The organism is Pseudomonas sp. SORT22 (genome assembly GCF_018417635.1).
GTDB lineage: Bacteria > Pseudomonadota > Gammaproteobacteria > Pseudomonadales > Pseudomonadaceae > Aquipseudomonas.
Map to the genome: position 1 here is coordinate 5,338,336 of NZ_CP071007.1, position 17,024 is coordinate 5,355,359.

Consider the following 17,024-nt stretch of genomic DNA (forward strand, 5'->3'; position numbering starts at 1 on the left):
ACACGGGAGCGCTGCATGAGCAAACCGCACATATCCTTCTACAACCTGGCGTGGCGCTGGCATTTTTACGCCGGGTTGTTCGTCGCGCCGTTCATGATCCTGCTGGCGATCACCGGGATCATCTACCTGTTCAAGCCGCAGCTCGACCCATTGCTGTATCGCGACTTGATGGTGGTCGAGGCCGGGCATCACCGGCACAACGCCGACAGCCTGCTGCAAACGGTGCAGCAGGCTTACCCCAAGGGCCAGGTCAGCCAGTACCTGCCGGCAACCGCCAGTGATCGCAGTGCCCAGTTCGTGGTGCACAACGCTGGCCGTGAATTGAATGTGTTCGTCGACCCCTACAGCGGCCAGCTGCTCGGCGAACAGGACGCGAAAAACAACCTGCAGGCCGTGGCCCGTGCGCTGCACGGTGAACTGATGATCGGCACCACTGGCGATCGCCTGGTGGAACTGGCCGCCGGCTGGGGCGTGGTGCTGGTGGTCTCGGGACTGTACCTGTGGTGGCCGCGCGGCAAGCGCAGCGCCGGTGTGCTGTGGCCTCGCCTGAACGCCCGAGGACGCTTGCTGTGGCGCGACCTGCATGCGGTCACAGGCTTCTGGGGCGCGGCGCTGTTGTTGTTGATGCTGCTCAGCGGCATGACCTGGACCGGCTTCTGGGGCAAGCAGTACGCCGACCTGTGGAACCGTTTTCCGGCAGCAATGTGGAACGACGTGCCGCAGTCCGACCAGCAAGCCCGGGCGCTCAACAGCGCCAGCCGCCAGACCGTGCCCTGGGCCATGGAAAACACACCGATGCCGCAATCCGCCGCCCACGCCGAGCATGCCGGCCACAGCATGGGCTCCAGCGCCCCGGCGGCGCCGCAGGTCAGCCTGCAACAGATCGAAGAGCTGGCCACTACCCGCCGCGTCGAACCTGGCTACAGCATTACCCTGCCAACCAGTGCCGAAGGCGTGTACACCATTGCCGTGTTCGCCGACGACCCGCGCAACGACGCCACCTTGCATGTCGACCAGTACACCGGCCAGGTGCTGGTGGACGTACGCTGGCAGGATTACAGCAACGTCGCCCGGGCCACCGAGCTTGGGGTGATGCTCCACGAAGGCAAGATGTTCGGCACGCTGAACCAGCTTATGGTCCTGCTGATCTGCCTGATGATCCTGCTCGGCTCGGTCAGCGGCCTGGTGATGTGGTGGAAACGCCGCCCCGAAGGTGGCCTCGGTGTACCGCCGCTGCGCCATGACCTGCCGCGCTGGAAGACCGCGACCGTGATCATGCTGATTCTGGGGGCGGCCTTCCCGCTGGTGGGCGGCTCGATGCTGCTGGTGTGGCTGGTGGATCGTTATGCACAACCGCTGGCGCGGACAAATCCGCTAACATGAGCGCCCGTTTTCGATACGGGCCTGTTTTTGGCGTCATCGCCCACAGGCCCGCAGGACCTTGATGAGCACCCTGAGTATCAGCGACCTGCACTGGTCGCCCCTGGGCCACGGCCATTGCCACCACCAGTTCCAGCTGCGCGACGTCGAGTTGCAGGTCGGCGCCGGCGAGTTCGTCGGCCTGATCGGCCCCAATGGCAGCGGCAAGACCAGCCTGCTGCGCTGCGCCTACCGTTTCAACAAGCCGGAACGCGGCCAGGTGCGCCTGGGCGAGCATGACCTGTGGCAGCAGTCGCCGCGCTGGTGCGCCCAGCGTATCGCCGTGGTGCTGCAGGAGTTTCCCGATGCCTTCGGCCTGAATGTCGAGGAAGTCGTGGCCATGGGCCGCACGCCGCACAAAGGCCTGTTCGACGGCGACAGCCCAGCCGATCGCCAACGGGTCCAGGACGCCTTGCAGGCAGTCGGCCTGCAGGGCTTTGACGACCACACCTTCGCCAGCCTGTCCGGTGGCGAGAAACAGCGGGTGATCCTCGCCCGGGCTCTGGTCCAGCAACCGCAGGTGCTGATCCTCGACGAGCCGACCAATCACCTTGACCCGCGTTACCAGCTGGAGCTGCTGCAGCAGGTGCGGCGCCTGGGCATCGGCACCCTGGCGAGCATCCATGACCTGAACCTGGCGGCGGCCTTTTGCGATCGCCTGTACGTGCTCGACCACGGCCGCATCGTCGCCAGCGGCACGCCAGACCAGGTGCTGACCGCCGAATTGCTGCAGGCGGTGTTCGGCGTACAAGCGCTGATCGACCGCCACCCTCTGGCTGACCACCCTCGCCTTACCTGGATAACCCAGCGATGATTCGATCCATCCTGTTGCTCGGCCTGGCCTTGCTGCTGGCCAGCCCCGGCGCTTTCGCCGAGGCCACCCAATACCCGTTGACGGTGCAAAGCTGCAACCGCCAGGTGACTTTCACCAAGGCCCCGGAGCATGCCCTGAGCCACGACATCAACATGACCCAGATGATGCTCGCCCTCGGCCTGCGTTCGCGCATGGTCGGCTATAGCGGTGTCAGCGGCTGGAAGGCGGTCACCCCGCAGCTGCGCAAGCAACTCGACGGCCTACCGGAACTGGCGGCCAAGTACCCGTCGGTGGAAACCCTGCTCAACGCCAATGTCGACTTCCTGTTCGCCGGCTGGGACTACGGCATGCGCGTCGGCGGCGACCTCACCCCGCAAAGCCTGGCGCCGCTGGGCATCCCGGTGTACGAGCTGACTGAATCCTGCGCCTTTGTCATGAAGCGCCCGGCAGCCAGCCTCGACGACACCTACACCGACCTGCGCAACCTGGGCAGGATCTTCGACGTGCAGGCGCGTGCCGAGCAGTTGATCGGCGACATGCAAGCGCGCGTTGCCGTGGTCCAGCAGCAGTTGCCGGCCGAGCGTCCACGGGTGTTCCTCTACGACAGCGGTGAAGACCGGGCCATGACCTCCGGGCGCCTGGGCATGCCCGAGGCGCTGATCACCGCCGCCGGCGGGCGCAATGTGCTCAATGACATCGAAGCCAGCTGGACCCGGGTCAACTGGGAGAGCGTGGTCGAGCGCAACCCCGAGGTCATCGTCATCGTCGACTACGGCGAAGTCAGCGCCGCGCAGAAACAGGCATTCCTCGAACAGCATCCGGCCCTGCAATCGGTGGAGGCGATCCGCAACAAGCGCTTCGTGGTCATTCCCTACGTGGCGGCCACGCCGAGCCTTGAGAACGTCGAAGCCATCGAGACCATCGCCAAGAGCCTGCACGGCGCATGAGGTCGGCAAACTCCCGGCAGCGGTTGTTGCTGCTCGCGCTGTTGGCCCTGCTGCTGGTGTCCTGCGTGGTGTCCCTGGGCTTCGGCTCGGCACCGGTGCCGGTCGAGGTGGTGTGGCGCGTGCTGCTGTTCAAGCTGTTCGGCGTTACCCCCGAGACACCGGCGTGGACCACGGGCCAGGAACATATCGTCTGGCTGATCCGCGTGCCGCGCATGCTTCTGGCGGCGCTGGTGGGCGGAGGGCTGGCGATGATCGGCGCGGTGCTGCAGGCGGTGACGCGCAACCCGCTGGCCGACCCGCACTTGCTCGGCGTCACTTCCGGGGCAACCCTGGGTGCGGTACTGGTGGTGCTGCATATCGGCGAGCTGCTCGGCGTGCTGACCTTGCCCCTGGCCGCCTTTATCGGCGCGCTGTGCAGCATGCTGCTGGTGCTGGCCATTGCCAGCCGCCACGGCCGCCTGGACAGCGACCGCCTGCTGCTGTGCGGCGTGGCCGTGGCCTTTGTGATGATGGCGGCGGCCAACCTGCTGCTGTTTCTCGGTGACCACCGGGCAAGCTCGGCGGTGATGTTCTGGATGCTCGGCGGCCTGGGCCTGGCGCGCTGGGAGCTGCTGCCGATTCCGGCGATCAGCGTATTGCTCGGCCTGGCCTTGTTGCTGGGCATGGCCCGCTCGCTGAATGCGTTGATGGCCGGCGAGCAGACCGCCGTGACCCTCGGCCTGAACGCGCGCAAGGTGCGCCTGCTGGCGTTTCTGATCTGCTCGCTGCTGACCGGCGTGCTGGTGGCGATCAGCGGCTCGATCGGCTTTGTCGGCCTGATGGTGCCGCACATCGCCCGGCGCCTGGTCGGCGCCGAGCATAGCCGCCTGCTGCCGGTGTGCCTGCTGCTGGGCAGCCTGTTCCTGATCTGGGTCGACGTCGCCGCACGTACGCTGATTTCGCCCGAGGACCTGCCGATCGGCATCGCCACTGCCGCCATTGGCGGTCTGTTCTTTATCGGCCTGATGCGCCGACGTTGACCACGGTCAACACCGCCCCCGCGTTGAGACGTATTGTCGCGCTAGCGCCAGGAAGGCGCGTGTTAGCCTAGCGGCGCACAACAAGACTGAACTCAACGGAATGCCTGCCTATGACCGCGAACCTGCCCCCGCAACAACCCACGCCGGAAAACCATGACCACCTGCAACGCAGCCTGTCCAACCGCCATATCCAGCTGATCGCCATCGGTGGCGCCATCGGTACCGGGCTGTTCATGGGCTCGGGCAAGACCATCAGCCTTGCCGGCCCGTCGATCATCTTCGTCTACATGATCATCGGCTTCATGCTGTTCTTCGTCATGCGCGCCATGGGCGAGTTGCTGCTATCGAACCTCAACTACAAGTCGTTCATCGATTTTTCGGCCGACCTGCTCGGGCCCTGGGCCGGCTACTTCACCGGCTGGACCTACTGGTTCTGCTGGATCATCACCGGCATCGCCGACGTCATCGCGATATCGGCCTATTCGCAGTTCTGGTTCCCCGACCTGCCGCAGTGGGCGCCGGCGATTGCCTGTGTCGGCCTGCTGCTGTCGCTGAACCTGATCACGGTGAAGATGTTCGGCGAGATCGAATTCTGGTTCGCCATGATCAAGATCATCGCCATCGTCGCCCTGGTCGGCACCGGCCTGTACATGGTCATGGCCGGCTTCCAGTCGCCGGCCGGACGCACCGCGGACCTTGCCAACCTGTGGAACGACCAGGGCATGTTCCCCCATGGCCTGATGGGCTTCTTTGCCGGTTTCCAGATTGCCGTGTTCGCCTTTGTCGGCATCGAACTGGTGGGCACCACCGCCGCCGAAGCGAAGAACCCGGAGCGCAACCTGCCACGGGCAATCAACTCGATCCCGATCCGCATCATCGTCTTCTACGTGCTGGCGCTGATCACCATCATGGCGGTGACGCCGTGGCGTGACGTGGTGCCGGGCAAGAGCCCGTTCGTGGAGCTGTTCGTGCTCGCCGGCCTGCCGGCGGCGGCCAGCATCATCAACTTCGTGGTGCTGACCTCGGCGGCCTCGTCGGCCAACAGCGGCGTATTCTCCACCAGCCGCATGCTCTTCGGCCTGGCCCAGCAGGGGGATGCACCCAAGCGTTTCGAGCAGTTGTCCAAGCGCAGCGTGCCGGCCAGCGGCCTGCTGTTCTCGTGCACCTGCCTGTTGGCCGGGGCGCTGCTGATGTACGTGATTCCGGACCTGGTCGAAGCCTTCACCCTGGTGACCACGGTGTCGGCGATCCTGTTCATGTTCGTCTGGTCGCTGATCCTGCTGTCGTACCTGAACTACCGCAAACAGCGCGCCGCGCTGCACCAAGCCTCGAAGTACAAGATGCCTGGCGGGCGCCTGATGTGCTGGGTGTGCCTGGCGTTCTTCGCCTTCATCCTGGTGCTGCTGAGCCTCGAGCACGACACCCGCCAGGCGCTGATCGTCACGCCGTTGTGGTTCGTGCTGCTGACCGTCACTTACCAGTTTGTGCGGCGCAATCGTCAGGCCCAGCCCGAAGGCCTCGGCTCGCGCCAGGGCTGATCAGCCCTCGCTGGCCTCAAGTAACTTGGCCAGTACCGCGTCGGCCTCCTTGCGTTGGGCCGGCGTCGGTGCCTGGGCAAACTGGCTGCGGCCGTTGAGGGTCAGGTAGGCATTGTCGCCGTCACCCCAGATGTACGAATAGACCAGCATGAAGCTGTCGGAGTCGGCGGCGCAGTACGGCGCGACACTGCGCAGTGGCGCCAGCATGGAGATCATCGCCCCGTAGTTTTCGCTGAACTGCAGCAGGGCGAAGCGCCACACGCCGGTTTTTTCGTCGTACTCCGATAGCGAGCCGTAACGGCTGCCGCCGGCGATCTGGCTAAGGGTCTCGGCCGGCATCGGCCGCAGGTCGTCTGTATCGACCTTGCCGCCACCGTACATTTCCTTGCTATCGAACCATTGCTGCCAGTCAGTGAATGCCGCGGCCTCGCCCGGCCGGGCGGCCATGACCGTGGCGTACTGCGCCTTGGTCATGCTGCAGCGAAAATACAGCGAGGACGGCTCACTGGCCTGTACCTGCCCCATCGCGGCCCACACGCCGGCCATCACCATCCCTGCACGGGCGAATCTGTTCACTGTCGTCATCCCTGAACTGCGTTCAAAGGCGGCGATGATACCTGCGCGAACCAAAGCTGTGCAGACTTGTTTGCCGCGCACCGGGCACAGCGCCATCACGGTGCAAGCATGCTCGCCCGCCATCGCCAATCGCCGTGCAAACCCCGCCCCAGACAGCTGCGCGCCACTCGGCACAACCCTTGCTAACGCTCTTGGGCGAAGTCGCCATCTGCCCAACAGAACATCCGATTCCATGGAGAGAGCACTATGAAGCGTCGCAGTCTGATCAAGGCCTTTACCCTCAGCGCGTCCATCGCGGCGATGGGCCTGAGCTGGAGCATCCAGGCCGCCGAGACCATCAAGGTCGGCATCCTGCATTCGCTGTCGGGGACCATGGCGATTTCCGAGACTTCGCTCAAGGACATGGCCCTGATGACCATCGAGCAGATCAACGCCAAGGGCGGGGTCAACGGCAAGCTGCTGGAACCGGTGGTGGTCGACCCGGCGTCGAACTGGCCGCTGTTCGCCGAAAAGGGCCGCCAGTTGCTGACCCAGGACAAGGTCGCGGTGGTGTTCGGCTGCTGGACCTCGGTGTCGCGCAAGTCGGTGCTGCCGGTGTTCGAAGAGCTCAACGGTCTGCTGTTCTACCCGGTGCAGTACGAAGGCGAAGAGATGTCGCCGAACGTCTTCTACACCGGTGCCGCGCCCAACCAGCAGGCGATCCCGGCAGTGGAGTACCTGATGAGCGAAGACGGCGGCGCCGCCAAGCGCTACTTCCTGCTCGGTACCGACTACGTCTACCCGCGCACCACCAACAAGATTTTGCGCGCCTTCCTGCACAGCAAGGGCGTGGCCGACAAGGACATCGAAGAGCTGTACACGCCGTTCGGCCACAGCGACTACCAGACCATCGTCGCCAACATCAAGAAGTTCTCTGCTGGCGGCAAGACCGCAGTGATCTCCACGGTCAACGGCGACTCCAACGTGCCGTTCTACAAGGAGCTGGCCAACCAGGGCCTCAAAGCCACCGACGTGCCGGTGGTGGCCTTCTCGGTAGGCGAGGAAGAACTGCGTGGCATCGACACCAAGCCGCTGGTGGGACACCTGGCGGCGTGGAACTACTTCGAATCGGTGGATAACCCGGTCAACAGCCAGTTCGTCGCCGACTGGAAAGCCTACGCCAAGGCCAAAAACCTGCCGGGCGCCGACAAGGCGGTGACCAACGACCCGATGGAGGCCACCTACGTCGGCATCCACATGTGGGCCCAGGCGGTCGAGAAAGCCAAGTCCACCGATGTCGACAAAGTCCGCGAAGCCCTGGCCGGGCAGACCTTCAAGGCGCCATCGGGCTACACCCTGACCATGGACAAGAGCAACCACCACCTGCACAAGCCGGTAATGATCGGCGAGATCCAGGATGACGGCCAGTTCAGTGTGGTCTGGGAAACCGAGCAACCGCTGCGAGCGCAGCCGTGGAGCCCGTTCATTCCAGGTAACGACAAGCGGCCGGATTATGCGGTGAAGGGCAACTGAGCTCATCGCGGGTCAAGTCGGGGCGTCGCACCGCCGCTCCCACTGTAGGAGCGGCGGTGCGACGCCCCGACTTGACCCGCGATGCGGCCGTACAGCACACCACAAGGAAACCGTCATGTCCAAGGCCCTCCTGTGCCTTTTCCTCAGCCTCCTGCTGTTGCCCCTGACTGCCCAGGCCAGCGACGCAAACTACTTCATCGCCGCCAAGGCCAATGAGCAGGCGCGCCTGCTCCAGGACTGGGCGGCGCAACCGGACCCGGCCCGTCTTGAGCTGCTAAGCGCCCTGCAACAAGGCCGCATCGCCGCCGGCGACACCCGCAAGCTGCGCCTGAACAACCGCCTGCGCGGGCTTGTGGATAACGCCCTGGCCAGCCATCAGTTGCTCAGCGCAGATAGCACAGTGCGCCTGGCGGCTGCCCAGCAACTGCAAAAAAGTGCGCAGCCGGCCCAGGTCGCCTTCCTCGACCGGCGCTTCGCCAGCGAAGCAGACGCCGCCGTGCATGCCGCCCTCGGCCTGGCCCTGGCCAACCTGCAACTGGTCGACAGCGACCCGGCGGTACGCCTGGCCGCGGTGCGCCTGCTCGGCGAAACCGGCGATCCCATGGCCCGCACGCGCCTGGAGGCCTTGCTCACACCCGGTGTCGAAAACAACGCCGGGGTGCGCACCGCCGCCGAAACCAGCCTGGCCCAGGTCAAGCGCAAGCTGTTGTTCGGCGAGTTGCTCGGCCAGGCCTTCAGCGGCCTGTCGCTAGGCTCGATTCTGCTGCTCGCGGCCTTGGGCCTGGCGATCACCTTCGGCCTGCTCGGGGTGATCAACATGGCCCACGGCGAGATGCTCATGCTCGGCGCCTACGCCACTTACGTGGTGCAGATACTGGTGCAGCGCTACGCCCCCGGGGCCATCGAGTTCTACCCGCTGATCGCCCTGCCGGTGGCCTTCGCTGTCAGCGCCGGGGTCGGCATGCTGCTGGAGCGCACGGTGATCCGCCACCTGTACGGGCGGCCGCTGGAAACCCTGCTGGCGACCTGGGGCATCAGCCTGATCCTGATCCAGGCCATCCGCCTGCTGTTCGGCGCGCAGAACGTCGAAGTGGCCAACCCGGCCTGGCTTTCCGGTGGCCTTCAGGTGCTGCCTAACCTGGTGCTGCCCTACAGCCGCCTGGTGATCATCGCCTTCGCCCTGTTCGTGGTGCTGCTGACCTGGTTGCTGCTCAACCGCACGCGCCTGGGCCTGAACGTGCGCGCGGTCACCCAGAACCGCAACATGGCCGCCTGCTGCGGGGTGCCCACCGGGCGGGTGGACATGCTCGCCTTTGGTCTCGGCTCGGGGATCGCCGGGCTCGGCGGCGTGGCCCTGAGCCAGATCGGCAACGTCGGTCCGGACCTGGGCCAGAGCTACATCATCGACTCGTTCCTGGTGGTGGTGCTCGGCGGCGTCGGCCAGTTGGCCGGCAGCCTCTGGGCGGCCTTCGGCCTGGGCATCGCCAACAAGCTGCTGGAGCCGCAGATTGGTGCGGTGCTCGGCAAGATCCTCATCCTTGCGCTGATCATTCTGTTCATCCAGAAACGCCCGCAAGGCCTCTTCGCGCTCAAGGGACGGGTAATCGACTGATGAACCAGCCTCTGCTTGTATCCGCCAGCCAGAAGGCCGGCCCGCGCTGGACCCTGGCCATCGGCGCCGCTGTGCTGCTGGTGCTGCTGGCCCTGCCCGTGTTGTCGCTGCTGCCCGCCGGGCACAGCCTGCAGGTCTCGGCCTACACACTGACCCTGGTCGGCAAGATCCTCTGCTACGCCATCGTCGCCCTGGCCCTGGACCTGGTCTGGGGCTACGCCGGGCTGCTGTCGCTGGGCCATGGCCTGTTCTTCGCCCTCGGCGGCTATGCCATGGGCATGTACCTGATGCGCGAAGCGGCCGCTGATGGCTTGCCGGCGTTCATGACCTTCCTGTCGTGGAGCGAGCTGCCCTGGTACTGGGCCGGCACCCAGCACTTTGCCTGGGCCCTGTGCCTGGTGGTGCTGGCGCCCGGCTTGCTGGCGCTGGTGTTCGGCTTTTTCGCCTTCCGCTCGCGGATCAAGGGCGTGTACTTCTCGATCATGACCCAGGCCCTGACCTTCGCCGGCATGCTGCTGTTCTTTCGCAACGAAACCGGCTTTGGCGGCAACAACGGCTTCACCAACTTTCGCAGCATCCTCGGCTTTGAAATCACTGCGCAAAGCACCCGCGCAGTATTGTTCCTGCTTACCGTCGCCTTGCTGGTGGCCAGCCTGTACCTGGGCTGGCGCCTGGCCCGGAGCAAGTTCGGCCGGGTATTGACCGCGCTGCGCGATGCCGAGAACCGGCTGATGTTCTGCGGCTACGACCCGCGTGGTTTCAAGCTGTTCGTCTGGGTCTTGAGTGCGGTGCTGTGCGGCCTGGCCGGGGCCCTGTACGTGCCGCAAGTAGGCATCATCAACCCCAGCGAAATGTCGCCGACCAACTCCATCGAAGCTGCGGTGTGGGTGGCCCTCGGCGGGCGCGGCACGCTGATCGGGCCGCTGCTGGGCGCCGGGCTGGTCAACGGCATGAAAAGCTGGTTCACCGTGGCCTTTCCCGAGTACTGGCTGTTCTGCCTGGGTGCGCTGTTCATCCTGGTGACCCTGTACCTGCCACGGGGCGTGGTCGGTCTGCTGAAGAAAAGGGGCGAACAATGAGAGCCATCCCGCTAGCGCCGGTGCACCCGGAATTCATGCTTGAACCGATCCTCGACGCCGGCAGCGGCCGCGATGCCATCGGCCTTGGCCAGCGCCGCGGCGAAGGCCTGGACGTGCGTCACGGCACGGTGCTGACCCTGGAAGACATCAACGTCAGCTTCGACGGCTTCAAGGCGCTCAACAGCCTCAACCTGTACATCGGCGTCGGTGAACTGCGCTGCATCATCGGCCCCAACGGCGCTGGCAAGACCACGCTGATGGACGTGATCACCGGCAAGACCCGCCCCACCAGCGGCAAGGCCTGGTTCGGCGACACCCTGGACCTGACGCGCATGAGCGAAGTGCAGATCGCCCAGGCCGGGATCGGCCGCAAGTTCCAGAAGCCGACAGTGTTCGAGGCGCTGAGCGTGTTCGAGAACCTGGAGCTGGCGCAGAAGGCCGACAAGTCGGTGCTGGCCAGCCTGGTTGCGCGCTTGAGCGGCGAGCAGCGCGACCGTATCGACGAGATCCTGCAGACCATTCGCCTGAGCGGCTCGGCCCAGCGCCAGGCCGGGTTGCTCTCCCATGGCCAGAAGCAGTTCCTCGAGATCGGCATGCTGCTCATGCAAGACCCGCAATTGCTGCTGCTCGATGAGCCGGTGGCGGGCATGACCGATGCTGAAACCGAGTTCACCGCCGAACTGTTCAAGCGCCTGGCCGGCAAGCATTCGCTGATGGTGGTCGAGCACGACATGGGCTTTGTCGGCAGCATCGCCGACCACGTCACCGTGCTGCACCAGGGCAGTGTGCTGGCCGAAGGCTCGCTGGAGCAGGTACAGGCGGATGACCGGGTAATCGAGGTTTATCTGGGGCGATGAGGCCAACACAGGACGACAACATGCTGAAAATCGATTCCCTGCACCAATACTACGGCGGCAGCCACATCCTGCGTGGCTTGTCGTTCGAGGCCAAAGTTGGCGAGGTCACCTGCCTGCTCGGGCGCAACGGCGTCGGCAAGACCACCCTGCTGCGCTGCCTGATGGGCCTGCTGCCCATCCGCGAAGGCAGCGTGCACTGGGAAGGCCAGGCGATCACCACGCTCAAGCCGCACCAGCGGGTGCACGCCGGGATCGCCTACGTGCCCCAGGGCCGGGAGATCTTCCCGCGTCTGACGGTCGAGGAGAACCTGCTGATGGGCCTGTCGCGCTTCGGCGCCGGCCAGGCCAAGAGCGTGCCGGCGTTCATCTACGAGCTGTTCCCGGTACTGGAGCAGATGAAGCAGCGCCGTGGCGGCGACCTCTCCGGCGGCCAGCAACAACAACTGGCCATCGGCCGTGCCCTGGCCAGCCAGCCGCGGCTGCTGATCCTCGACGAACCCACCGAGGGCATCCAGCCTTCAGTGATCAAGGAGATCGGCGCGGTGATCGCCAAGCTGGCTGCCCGTGGCGACATGGCGATCCTGCTGGTCGAGCAGTTCTACGACTTTGCCGCCGAGCTTGCCGACCAGTATCTGGTGATGTCACGCGGCGAAATCATCCAGGCCGGGCGTGGCGAAAATATGCAAGCCGAGGGTGTGCGCGGCCTGGTAACCATTTAACCTGAGCCGATCACTGTGCCCCTGTTCGAGACCCTGCCATGACCTACCTGCTGCGCGATGCTGTGCCTGCCGACCTGCCGGGCATTCGCGAGATCTACAATGATGCCGTGCTCAACACCACGGCGATCTGGAACGAGCAAGCGGTCGACCTCGCCAACCGCCAGGCCTGGTTCGACGCCCGCCAGGCCCAGGGCTACCCGATCCTGGTGGCGGTCGACGCTGGCGGGCAGGTACTGGGCTATGCTTCGTTTGGCGACTGGCGGCCGTTCGAAGGCTTTCGCCATACCGTCGAGCACTCGGTGTACATCCGCAGCGACCAGCGCGGCAACGGCCTGGGCCCCAGGCTGATGCAAGCGCTGATCGAACGGGCCCGCGCCTGCAACAAGCACGTGATGGTCGCCGCCATCGAAAGCGGCAACAGCGCCTCGATTCGCCTGCACCAGCGCCTGGGCTTCACCCTCAACGGGCAGATGCCCCAGGTCGGGGTGAAGTTTGGCCGCTGGCTGGACCTGACCTTCATGCAGTTGATCCTCAACCCCGATGCCCCGCCGCCGACAATGGAGTGACGCCTGTGAATGCTGCGCAGCTCAACCGTGTAACCCATGAAAGCCTTGTCTATTACCGCGACGGCCTGGTGGCGTTGCTGCTCGATGCCGTGCAACACGGGGCTTCGGTGGGGTTTCTGGCGGATATCGATGCGCAGCAGGCCGAGCACTACTTCGAAGAGGTGCGCCAGCGCCTGGTCAGCGGCGAGCTGTTGCTGTGGGTGGTGGGCAAGGACAAGGAAGTGCTCGGCAGTGTGCAGCTCGGGTTATGTCTGAAACCCAACGGCTTGAACCGCGCCGAAGTGCAAAAGCTGCTGGTGCACAGTGCCGCGCGGCGTCGCGGCCTCGGCCAGCAACTGATCCAGGCGCTGGAACTGACGGCGCGGCAAAAGCAGCGCGGCATGCTTTACCTGGATACCGAGGCCGGCTCCGGGGCCGAGGACTTTTACCGCTCGCTGGGGTACAGCAAGGCCGGCGAGCTTCCCGACTACGCCTGTGGGCCGGATGGGGTTTATCGGGCGACGGCGTTGTACTACAAATTGCTTTAGGGACTCATCGCGGGGCAAGCCCGCTCCCACAGAGATTGTGTGATCCTGTAGAAGCGCCCCGCGATCAGCCCTGCACAAACCGCCCCAGGCGCTGCCTGAGCATGCTGTTCTCGCTGCGCAGCTGCTGCACTTCCTCCAGCAGCTCCAGCGCCAGCGCCACCCCTTCCCACTCCAGTTGCAAATCGTGATGCAGTTTGGCCGCGCGCTTGGCCAGCACCGGCGCCTGATCGTCAAACAGCCAGTCTTCCGGCGTTCGCCCGGAAGGCTCGACAATGCCGTGTTCGACGATTTCGATCACGTAGGCCGCCGGCAGATCGGCTTCCTGACAGAGGGTCTGCATGTCCAGTTGAACGATCAGGGTACTGCTCATGATCAGCTACTCCATTGTGTCCTCGGGTTGAACGCAGCCTTTTCCGACAACTTGCTCCACAGCTCACGGGCAGCGGCATCGGACTGGCTCGGCATCACCACCTTCAATTGCGCATACAGGTCGCCACGCTGGCCCTGCTTGTTGCTCAGGCCCATGCCCTTGATCCGCAGGCGCTGGCCGTTCTGGCTGTCCGGACGGATGGTCAGGTTGACCTTGCCGGTCAGGGTCGGCATCTCGACCTTGGTGCCCAATGCGGCTTCCCACGGTGCCAGCGGCACGGTGATGATCAGGTCATGACCTTCGACATCGAACAGCGGGTGCGGTGCCATGCGAATGGTCAGGAACAGGTCGCCATTGGCGCCGCCACCAACGCCCGGGGCACCCTGGCCCTTGAGGCGGATCTTCTCGCCGTCGCTGACGCCGGCCGGGATCTTCACGTTCAAGGTCTTGGTGGTGAAGCCGGTGCGCTGGCCGCTGGCGTTGTGCTGCGGCACCTGGAAGCTGATCTGCTTGGATTCGCTGGACAGGGTTTCCTCAAGGAAAATCGCCAGTTCCATTTCCACGTCCTGCCCCCGCCGTCCGGCACTGCGTTGCTGGCCGCGGCCAAAAGGATTGCCGTTGCCACCGCGCGAACCGAAGATCGAGCTGAAGAAATCGGAAAAATCGCCACCGTCGCCGAAGCCCTCGGCACCTGCCGAACCACGGCTTTGCCAGCCCGGCGGGCCCTGGAACGGCCGGCCATGCTGGCCGTACTTGCGCAGCTCGTCGTACTCGGCGCGTTTTTCCGGGCTGCTCAGGGCTTCATAGGCCTCGTTGGCCTCCTTGAATTTCTCCTCGGCGTCACGCTCTTTGCTGACGTCGGGGTGATACTTGCGCGCAAGCTTGCGGTAGGCGGTCTTGATCGCCTTGTCATCCGCAGTGGGCTCAACGCCAAGAATCTTGTAATAGTCTTTGAAGTCCATCTAAGGAATCACCATGGGTTAATCGAATGCTTGTGTAGATTGGGGTCAAGCATAGCCTTTCAAGGTGCCCATGGGTTTGCCGCAAAGCAGATAATCGGTCTTGATTCTGCTGCCAGCTGGCATAAACTGCGCGGCCGTTTTTCCCCGGAAGTACAATCCATGAGTCAAGCATCCCCGGCCCGTGCCTGCGGCATCGACTTCGGCACCTCCAACTCCACCGTCGGCTGGCACCGCCCGGGCGTGGAGTCGTTGATCGCCCTGGAAGACGGCAAGATCACCCTGCCGTCGGTGGTGTTCTTCAACATCGAGGAGCGCCGCCCGGTGTACGGCCGCCTGGCCCTGCACGAATACCTCGAAGGCTATGAAGGCCGCCTGATGCGCTCGCTCAAGAGCCTGCTGGGCTCCAAGCTGATCAAGCACGACACCAGCGTGCTGGGCACCGCGCTGCCGTTCAAGGACCTGCTGGGCATGTTCATCGGCGAGCTGAAAAAGCGCGCCGAGGCCAATGCCGGCCGCGCCTTCGACGAGGTAGTGCTGGGCCGCCCGGTGCATTTCGTCGATGACGACCAGGCCGCCGACCAGGAAGCCGAGGACACCCTGGCAGAAGTGGCGAAGAAAATCGGCTTCAAGGACGTCTCGTTCCAGTACGAACCGATTGCCGCCGCATTCGACTACGAGTCGAGCATCCAGGGCGAAGAGCTGGTGCTGATCGTCGACATCGGCGGTGGTACCTCGGACTTCTCCCTGGTACGCCTGGCCCCGGAGCGGCACATGCTCGACGACCGCCAGCAGGACATCCTCGCCACCGGCGGCGTGCACATCGGCGGTACCGACTTCGACAAGCAGCTGAGCCTGCAGGGCGTGATGCCGCTGTTCGGCTACGGCAGCCGGATGAAAAGCGGCGCCTTCATGCCCACCAGCCACCACATGAACCTGGCCACCTGGCACACCATCAACTCGGTGTACTCGCAAAAATCCCAGCTGGCCTTGGGCAGCATGCGCTACGACATCGAAGACACCGACGGCATCGACCGCCTGTTCAAGCTGATCGAACAGCGCGCCGGGCACTGGCTGGCGATGGAAGTGGAAGAGACCAAGATCGAACTGACCCACAACGACCGCCGCCTGGTCGACCTCAAGCGGGTGCAGCCGGGGCTCAGCGTCGATCTGACCCGGGCGCTGTTCGAAGAGTCGATCGACAATCTGCTCGAGCGCGTGCGCGGCAGTGTCAGCGAGCTGCTGGCCAAGGCCAGCGTGGGTGTGGCGCAGGTCGATACGGTGTTCTTCACCGGCGGCTCCAGCGGCATTCCGGCGCTGCGCCAGAGCGTGGCGGCGATGCTGCCCAATGCCCGGCATGTCGAAGGCAACATCTTTGGCAGCATTGGCAGCGGCTTGGCAATCGAGGCGCGCAAGCGGTACGGCTGAAAAACTATCGCGGGGCGGTGCGACGCCTCGACTTGCCCCGCGATCAGGCTTCACACCAGCTCTTGCTGGCGCAACTCACTCTTCAGGTAGGCGTAGTAAATCGGCCCGGCCACCACCCCCGGCAGCCCGAACGCCGCCTCACACACCAGCATCGCCAGCAGCAACTCCCACGACTTGGCACTGATCTGCCCGCCAACGATCCGCGCATTGAGGAAGTACTCGACCTTGTGGATAACGATCAGATAACCCAGCGCCGCCATCGCCACCCAGATCGACAACGACAGGCCGACGATGGTGATCAGGGTGTTGGACATCAGGTTGCCGATCACCGGCAGCAGGCCGAGCAGGAAGGTCAGCACGATCAGGGTCTTGGTCAGCGGCAGGTGCACACCGAACAGCGGCAGCACCACGGCGAGGAAGATGCCGGTGAAGAAGGTGTTGAGCAGGGAAATCTTGATCTGCGCAAAGACGATGTTGCGAAACGCCTGCACCAAAAGCGCCAGGCGGTTGAACAGCGCCGCCGCCAGGGGCTTGCGCTTGGAGATGTCGGGAATGCGCTGCAAGGCGACGATGGCGCCGAGGATCATGCCGATCAGCAAGGTGACGAACATGTGCGCCGCGCCCTTGCCCACCAGTTGCAGCTCGCCCAGGTGGGTCTTGAGCCATTCGCCGATGGCCACCTTGAACTCCGAGGCACTGGCCGGCAGGTAGGCGTCGATGAACGGCGGCAGTTGCCCGCGCGCCTGGTCGACCAGGAGCATGAACTTGTCCAGCGATGCCCCGGGGTTTTCAGCCTCGTGCAGCAAAAAACTGATGGCGCCGGCAAACAGCAAGGTCAGGGTGCTGACCACCAGAGTGCCGAGCAGCGCGACCGCCAGCCAGCGCGCCCGTTGCCCGGCAATCAGGTGCTGCAGCTTGGGTGTGAGCATGTTGACCAGTTCGAACACCAGCAGCCCGGCCAACAGGCTTGGCAGCAACTTGAGCGGCAACACCAGCAACAGGCCGGTGAAGACGATGATCCAACTGGCCAGGGTGATCTGGCGCTGAGTAAAGGTCATACAACCTCGAAAGGCGACGGCATG

At 64.6% G+C, this 17,024-nt stretch carries 17 protein-coding genes; 13 read left to right on the forward strand and 4 right to left on the reverse strand.

The features are described from left to right. The first annotated feature begins 15 nt into the window (after positions 1 to 15). The 5 genes from JYG36_RS24500 to cycA all read left to right on the forward strand — a co-directional run bounded on the left by JYG36_RS24500 (position 16) and on the right by cycA (position 5,737). Entirely contained in the window at positions 16 to 1,383 is a 1,368-nt protein-coding gene (locus tag JYG36_RS24500; RefSeq protein WP_213602583.1) for a PepSY-associated TM helix domain-containing protein, read from the forward strand. 61 nt (positions 1,384 to 1,444) lie between these two features. After that, positions 1,445 to 2,233: an ABC transporter ATP-binding protein gene (locus JYG36_RS24505; protein WP_195885579.1), complete on the forward strand. Its 789-nt coding sequence runs from the start codon at positions 1,445 to 1,447 to the stop codon at positions 2,231 to 2,233. Further along, complete coding sequence (locus JYG36_RS24510) at positions 2,230 to 3,180, forward strand: ABC transporter substrate-binding protein (RefSeq protein ID WP_213602585.1); 951 nt, start codon at positions 2,230 to 2,232, stop codon at positions 3,178 to 3,180. The genes JYG36_RS24505 and JYG36_RS24510 overlap by 4 nt, the downstream gene beginning before the upstream one ends. Continuing rightward, complete coding sequence (locus JYG36_RS24515) at positions 3,177 to 4,199, forward strand: FecCD family ABC transporter permease (RefSeq protein ID WP_045196952.1); 1,023 nt, start codon at positions 3,177 to 3,179, stop codon at positions 4,197 to 4,199. Before JYG36_RS24510 ends, JYG36_RS24515 begins: the two co-directional genes overlap by 4 nt. A 110-nt stretch (positions 4,200 to 4,309) precedes the next feature. After that, entirely contained in the window at positions 4,310 to 5,737 is a 1,428-nt protein-coding gene (cycA, locus tag JYG36_RS24520; RefSeq protein ID WP_213602587.1) for a D-serine/D-alanine/glycine transporter, read from the forward strand. On the opposite strand, the gene JYG36_RS24525 is transcribed toward cycA, so the two are convergent. Next, complete coding sequence (locus JYG36_RS24525; RefSeq protein ID WP_230090917.1) at positions 5,738 to 6,313, reverse strand: hypothetical protein; 576 nt, start codon at positions 6,311 to 6,313, stop codon at positions 5,738 to 5,740. It abuts the gene before it with no gap. A 246-nt stretch (positions 6,314 to 6,559) separates the two neighbouring features. Between JYG36_RS24525 and urtA the strand changes: the two genes are divergently transcribed. The 7 genes from urtA to JYG36_RS24560 all read left to right on the forward strand — a co-directional run bounded on the left by urtA (position 6,560) and on the right by JYG36_RS24560 (position 13,185). Further along, positions 6,560 to 7,825 carry an urea ABC transporter substrate-binding protein gene (gene urtA / locus JYG36_RS24530; protein ID WP_213602588.1) on the forward strand — a complete coding sequence of 422 codons (1,266 nt, stop codon included), beginning with the start codon at positions 6,560 to 6,562 and terminating at the stop codon, positions 7,823 to 7,825. A gap of 115 nt (positions 7,826 to 7,940) precedes the next feature. Beyond that, the gene (urtB, locus tag JYG36_RS24535) at positions 7,941 to 9,437 is read left to right on the forward strand and encodes an urea ABC transporter permease subunit UrtB (RefSeq protein ID WP_213602590.1); all 1,497 of its coding nucleotides are present in this window, start codon (positions 7,941 to 7,943) and stop codon (positions 9,435 to 9,437) included. Then, positions 9,437 to 10,516, forward strand: coding sequence for an urea ABC transporter permease subunit UrtC (urtC, locus tag JYG36_RS24540; RefSeq protein ID WP_195885574.1), 1,080 nt, complete (start codon positions 9,437 to 9,439; stop codon positions 10,514 to 10,516). Before urtB ends, urtC begins: the two co-directional genes overlap by 1 nt. Next, positions 10,513 to 11,373, forward strand: coding sequence for an urea ABC transporter ATP-binding protein UrtD (gene urtD / locus JYG36_RS24545; RefSeq protein WP_371128632.1), 861 nt, complete (start codon positions 10,513 to 10,515; stop codon positions 11,371 to 11,373). Before urtC ends, urtD begins: the two co-directional genes overlap by 4 nt. A gap of 20 nt (positions 11,374 to 11,393) precedes the next feature. Further along, positions 11,394 to 12,092: an urea ABC transporter ATP-binding subunit UrtE gene (gene urtE, locus JYG36_RS24550; protein WP_213602592.1), complete on the forward strand. Its 699-nt coding sequence runs from the start codon at positions 11,394 to 11,396 to the stop codon at positions 12,090 to 12,092. 38 nt (positions 12,093 to 12,130) lie between these two features. Further along, the gene (locus JYG36_RS24555; protein WP_093376640.1) at positions 12,131 to 12,658 is read left to right on the forward strand and encodes a GNAT family N-acetyltransferase; all 528 of its coding nucleotides are present in this window, start codon (positions 12,131 to 12,133) and stop codon (positions 12,656 to 12,658) included. Positions 12,659 to 12,663: 5 nt separating this feature from the next. Then, positions 12,664 to 13,185 (forward strand): GNAT family N-acetyltransferase, encoded by a 522-nt coding sequence (locus JYG36_RS24560; protein WP_213602594.1) that lies wholly within the window; start codon positions 12,664 to 12,666, stop codon positions 13,183 to 13,185. A gap of 64 nt (positions 13,186 to 13,249) precedes the next feature. Here the strand turns inward: JYG36_RS24560 and JYG36_RS24565 are convergent, their stop codons facing one another. Together JYG36_RS24565 and cbpA are read right to left on the reverse strand one after the other, a co-directional pair. Then, positions 13,250 to 13,555, reverse strand: coding sequence for a chaperone modulator CbpM (locus JYG36_RS24565; RefSeq protein WP_045196932.1), 306 nt, complete (start codon positions 13,553 to 13,555; stop codon positions 13,250 to 13,252). A gap of 2 nt (positions 13,556 to 13,557) precedes the next feature. Beyond that, positions 13,558 to 14,517 carry a curved DNA-binding protein gene (gene cbpA, locus JYG36_RS24570; RefSeq protein ID WP_045196930.1) on the reverse strand — a complete coding sequence of 320 codons (960 nt, stop codon included), beginning with the start codon at positions 14,515 to 14,517 and terminating at the stop codon, positions 13,558 to 13,560. Between the two features lie 159 nt (positions 14,518 to 14,676). Here cbpA and JYG36_RS24575 point away from each other — a divergent pair, with 159 nt between their 5' ends. After that, on the forward strand, positions 14,677 to 15,942 hold the full coding sequence (locus tag JYG36_RS24575) for an Hsp70 family protein (protein ID WP_093376649.1): 1,266 nt from the start codon (positions 14,677 to 14,679) through the stop codon (positions 15,940 to 15,942). A 50-nt stretch (positions 15,943 to 15,992) separates the two neighbouring features. On the opposite strand, the gene JYG36_RS24580 is transcribed toward JYG36_RS24575, so the two are convergent. Continuing rightward, positions 15,993 to 17,000, reverse strand: coding sequence for an AI-2E family transporter (locus tag JYG36_RS24580; protein ID WP_045196927.1), 1,008 nt, complete (start codon positions 16,998 to 17,000; stop codon positions 15,993 to 15,995). Between the last annotated feature and the right edge of the window lie 24 nt (positions 17,001 to 17,024).

Excerpts from the sequence above, each read along its gene's own strand:
- JYG36_RS24500 (WP_213602583.1), top strand. The coding sequence starts at position 16 with ATGAGCAAACCGCACATATCCTTCTACAACCTGGCGTGGCGCTGGCAT.
- JYG36_RS24505 (WP_195885579.1), top strand. The coding sequence starts at position 1,445 with ATGAGCACCCTGAGTATCAGCGACCTGCACTGGTCGCCCCTGGGCCAC.
- JYG36_RS24510 (WP_213602585.1), top strand. The coding sequence starts at position 2,230 with ATGATTCGATCCATCCTGTTGCTCGGCCTGGCCTTGCTGCTGGCCAGC.
- JYG36_RS24515 (WP_045196952.1), top strand. The coding sequence starts at position 3,177 with ATGAGGTCGGCAAACTCCCGGCAGCGGTTGTTGCTGCTCGCGCTGTTG.
- cycA (WP_213602587.1), top strand. The coding sequence starts at position 4,310 with ATGACCGCGAACCTGCCCCCGCAACAACCCACGCCGGAAAACCATGAC.
- urtA (WP_213602588.1), top strand. The coding sequence starts at position 6,560 with ATGAAGCGTCGCAGTCTGATCAAGGCCTTTACCCTCAGCGCGTCCATC.
- urtB (WP_213602590.1), top strand. The coding sequence starts at position 7,941 with ATGTCCAAGGCCCTCCTGTGCCTTTTCCTCAGCCTCCTGCTGTTGCCC.
- urtC (WP_195885574.1), top strand. The coding sequence starts at position 9,437 with ATGAACCAGCCTCTGCTTGTATCCGCCAGCCAGAAGGCCGGCCCGCGC.
- urtD (WP_371128632.1), top strand. The coding sequence starts at position 10,513 with ATGAGAGCCATCCCGCTAGCGCCGGTGCACCCGGAATTCATGCTTGAA.
- urtE (WP_213602592.1), top strand. The coding sequence starts at position 11,394 with ATGCTGAAAATCGATTCCCTGCACCAATACTACGGCGGCAGCCACATC.
- JYG36_RS24555 (WP_093376640.1), top strand. The coding sequence starts at position 12,131 with ATGACCTACCTGCTGCGCGATGCTGTGCCTGCCGACCTGCCGGGCATT.
- JYG36_RS24565 (WP_045196932.1), bottom strand. The coding sequence starts at position 13,555 with ATGAGCAGTACCCTGATCGTTCAACTGGACATGCAGACCCTCTGTCAG.
- cbpA (WP_045196930.1), bottom strand. The coding sequence starts at position 14,517 with ATGGACTTCAAAGACTATTACAAGATTCTTGGCGTTGAGCCCACTGCG.
- JYG36_RS24575 (WP_093376649.1), top strand. The coding sequence starts at position 14,677 with ATGAGTCAAGCATCCCCGGCCCGTGCCTGCGGCATCGACTTCGGCACC.
- JYG36_RS24580 (WP_045196927.1), bottom strand. The coding sequence starts at position 17,000 with ATGACCTTTACTCAGCGCCAGATCACCCTGGCCAGTTGGATCATCGTC.